Source organism: Bacillus sp. JJ1503 (assembly GCF_036965125.1).
In the GTDB taxonomy this organism is placed as follows: domain Bacteria; phylum Bacillota; class Bacilli; order Bacillales; family Cytobacillaceae; genus Cytobacillus.
Map to the genome: position 1 here is coordinate 1 of NZ_JBALOZ010000104.1, position 3,535 is coordinate 3,535.

The window sequence follows — 3,535 nt, forward strand, 5'->3', positions numbered from 1 at the left end:
CTAAGTGTCTTAGTTGTAGGGCCCATAGCACCTGCGACAAATCGCGGCCATTGGGAGGTTGAAATCTGATCGACAGCTTTACGTGCAAGAAGGGCAGCTTTTTTATTAATTTCGTAGGCTTTATGACCTAAATCGTATTCATCTAGGACAATACTTGTTGCACCGAATGTGTTTGTTTCAACAATATCTGCTCCTGCTTTTAAATACTCCAGATGGATTTTTTTAATGACAGAAGGGGCAGTAATATTTAAATTTTCATTACAGCCATCATATTCCTCGCCTCCGAAATCATCGGGAGTTAAATTGGCATTCTGTAGCATTGTTCCCATAGCGCCATCCATAATGAGAATTTTACTCTTTAGCTGTTCAATTAATAGTGACTTCTGCATGTTGTTTCCTCCTTGCAATCTTGGCACTTGCTTCATGGGCATATGCTGATAATTCAACAGTTAACTCATATCGCATAAACGGAGTAATTAAATAGATTCCGTTAAATAATTCTGCGGCTGCATCAATGAGAGATTTAGTTATGGCAACCCCTTCACGCGCTGCATGAACTGGATCATCCTTACAATCAGCCATAATTTTCCGAATGGAATCTGATATTTTGATTCCCGGAACTTCATTATGAAGGAATTCTGCGTTTTTATGGCTGATTAATGGCATTAGGCCTATATATATCGGGTTTTTTAAATGCTTTACTGCTTGATGGACCTCGATCAATTTTTCCTCTGAAAAGACAGGCTGGCTAATAAAATAATCAGCACCAAATTCAATTTTCTTCTCCAGTCGCTGAACCGCCTTATCGACTGCTCTGACATTAGGATTAAAGGCGGCACCAATGGAAAAGGCAGCTTTTTCACCTAAATCCTTTCCTAAAATCGATAAGCCTTCATTCAACTGCTTAATCATCTGGATTAATTCAAATGATGACAAATCATAAACGGAAGATGCACCAGGAAAGTCTCCAACNNAGCTAATACATCATGTAAACCAAGGGTATGAAGCCCCATTAAATGAGACTGAAGGCCGATGATATTTCGGTCTCTGCATGTAATATGCACCAATGGCCTTACTCCAATTTCCTTTTTAACACGATAGCCGAGAGCAGAATTACATACTCTTGGAGAAGCCAATGAATTATCCGCTAACGTAATGGCATCAATGCCAACATCTTTCAAGGCTTTTGCACCCTCGAAAAATTTATTCGTATTTAATTTCTTAGGCGGGTCAAGCTCCACGATAATAGAAGATCTCTCCTTGACAATATCATGTAAAGGCGGATTTTCCCGAATGGCAGCAGGAGGGTTAGTTATTTTTATTTCACTGCGTTTTTTAATGGTTTTTTCTTTAATAGGCGGCATTCCTTTTAGTTCTGAAGCAAATGCCCGAATATGATCAGGAGTCGTCCCGCAGCAGCCTCCTAATAGTCTAATACCTTGATTTCGAAAATTACGTGCCGATTGTCTAAAGTATTCCGAATCTCCTTCATAATGAAATTTTCCATCTGTGTAGGCCGGTATGCTGGCATTTGGATAGGCAGATAGAAATGCATGCTTCGGCAACGGAACATTTTCCAATGTCAGAAGCATATGGTAGGGACCAAGCCGGCAATTCAATCCTACGACATCAGCACCTAAATATTCTAATCTTGAAAGTGCTTCAGAAACAGGAGTTTGGTCCTGCAAAATAGCAGCCTCATGAAGTGAAACCTGGGCAATGATCGGTAAATCTGTTTCTTTACGAGCAATGGCCAGCACATTTTCAAGTTCTTCAAGGTCATAATAAGTTTCTAGTAATATACTATCTACACCTTCAAGCAGAAGGCAATAGAGCTGCTCTCTAAAACTTCTTTTTATTTCCTCAAGAGCGACCATATTGGGCTTAATTCCTCTAATTCCGCCAATCGTTCCAGCTACATAAGTCTCCTTTTTCGCTGCTTTTCGCGCATTTCTAACTGCAAAGGTATTAAGTTCTTTTACACTATCCTCAAGCCCGTACCTTTGTAGCTTCAAATAATTGGCTGCATATGAATTGGTTTGAATCAAATCTGCTCCAGCATGGATATACGCCTCATGGATCTGCTGGATCTGTTCAGCATGGGTGAGATTTAAATTCTCAAAGCAGCTATCCGCCCCATACGAATAAAGAAGAGTTCCCATCGCACCATCAGCAATCACGATCTCATTTTTCAATTTCTCTAGGAAGCTCATTGTCATCCTCCTTAGTGCTAATCGATTTCTACGAGTGTTCCAGATTCAGCTAAAGCTAAAGTGATATCTTTTATAAGATCATCTGGATTTTCTAATCCAACTGAAAGTCTTAGCAAACCGCTTTTAATTCCTCTATATTCACGTTCAGCCTCAGGCATGGCAGCATGAGACATTTTAGCCGGGTAGGAGAGAATTGACTCTACAGCTCCTAAACTAACTGCGAAAACAGGGATTTTAACCTTAGAAACAAACTCTCTAACTGCCTGTTCATTTTCAAGCTCAAATGACAGAACAGCTCCTGGCCCATTTGCTTGATTTGCTTGGATTTGATATTGTTGATGTTCTTTAAATCCTGGGTAATATACTTCTTTAATAGCAGGATGCTCTTTTATAAATGAAGCAATTTTTCGTGCTGAATTCATTGATTGTTCTAATCTGACATGCAGAGTTTTAATCCCTCTTAAAACAAGCCAAGCATCTTGAACACCCAAGATAGCACCAAAAGAATTTTGTAAGAATCCTAGTTTTTTAGCGAGCTCAGCATCTTTCACTACAGCAAGGCCCGCAACGACATCACTATGTCCTGATAAAAATTTCGTTGCACTATGTAAAACGACATCCGCACCTAAAGAAAGCGGTTTTTGTAAGGCGGGTGTTAAAAATGTATTATCAACAAATGTTAAAGCCCCATTTTTTTTTGCCAAGTCAGCAATTGCTTTTATATCGGTCACTTTTAAGAGCGGATTAGAGGGGGTTTCCACGTAAAACACCTTTGTATTAGGTAAAATAGCTTTTTGAACTGCATCGAGGTCCGTCATATCAACAAACGAATGAGCAATTCCAAAACGGGTTAGTACTTGGGTGACAAAACGATAGGTGCCACCATAAACATCCTCCGTTATTAAAACGTGATCATCTTTTGATAACAGAAGAAAAGCGGTTGAAATTGCTGCCATTCCGGATGCGAATGCAAAACCATGCGTGTCCTTCCTCTAGCTCAGCGATAACTGTTTCAAGAGCTTCACGTGTCGGGTTCAGACTTCTGCCGTAATCATATTTTCCAAATGTATCAAAGTCTGATTGATGAAAGGTGGAAGCATGGTTTATCGGTACACTTACAGCACCAGTTATTGGATCATACTTATGATGATTATGCAAAAGCTTCGTTTCAAAATTATAGTTAAGTTCATTACTCATAGTGTTACCCCCTCCAAAACCTTAGCGAAAGCCAATTCTAAATCTTGAATGATATCATCAGTATTTTCGATGCCCACGGAAAAACGCAATAATCGATTACAAACTCCGGTTTCAATTCGAATATG

2 protein-coding genes and 2 pseudogenes are annotated in these 3,535 nt (G+C 39.5%); all 4 read right to left on the reverse strand.

The annotated features are described in order from the left end of the window. The coding region (locus V7149_RS09440; protein WP_335345384.1) for a homocysteine S-methyltransferase family protein at positions 1–389 on the reverse strand (389 nt) is incomplete at its 3' end. Further along, positions 367–2,213 (reverse strand): annotated as a pseudogene (locus tag V7149_RS09445) (bifunctional homocysteine S-methyltransferase/methylenetetrahydrofolate reductase). The pseudogene V7149_RS09445 and the gene V7149_RS09440, both read right to left, overlap by 23 nt. 17 nt (positions 2,214–2,230) lie before the next feature. Further along, positions 2,231–3,410, reverse strand: a pseudogene (metC, locus tag V7149_RS09450) (cystathionine beta-lyase). Next, on the reverse strand, positions 3,407–3,535 hold a 129-nt coding region (locus V7149_RS09455; protein WP_335345394.1), incomplete at its 5' end, for a PLP-dependent transferase. The gene V7149_RS09455 and the pseudogene metC, both read right to left, overlap by 4 nt.